This is a genomic window from Brevibacillus sp. SIMBA_040 (assembly GCF_046535075.1).
Classification (GTDB): Bacteria; Bacillota; Bacilli; order Brevibacillales; family Brevibacillaceae; genus Brevibacillus.
The window spans coordinates 1-233 of the sequence record NZ_JAWRXI010000423.1 but is presented as its reverse complement, the minus strand read 5'-3'; the positions used below and the strand labels follow the sequence as shown (position 1 = coordinate 233).

The following is a 233-nucleotide window of genomic DNA, read 5'->3' as shown; positions in this document are numbered from 1 at the left end:
GACTTCATGATAGTTTTTACGTTCTTTTTTTCTGTTAATTAATATATCCATGGCATTCAGGTTGTTTTGCATCACGTCAAACGTAAACAAGTCCGCAATGCGCCGCTGTTCCTCTCTAAAGTTCTCAAAATCATTAGTTAAGCCCAACTCATTAGCGAAGCGATCAAGGACTTTGACTTGCCGATAGTCAAATTTTTCAGGGTAATCAGCAGGATTATCACGAAAGCCTGGGC

The 233-nt window shown here is 39.9% G+C and carries 1 protein-coding gene; it reads right to left on the bottom strand.

All coding sequences use genetic code 11. The annotated features are described in order from the left end of the window. The coding region (locus SB752_RS33310; protein WP_410719645.1) for a hypothetical protein at positions 1-233 on the bottom strand (233 nt) is incomplete at both ends.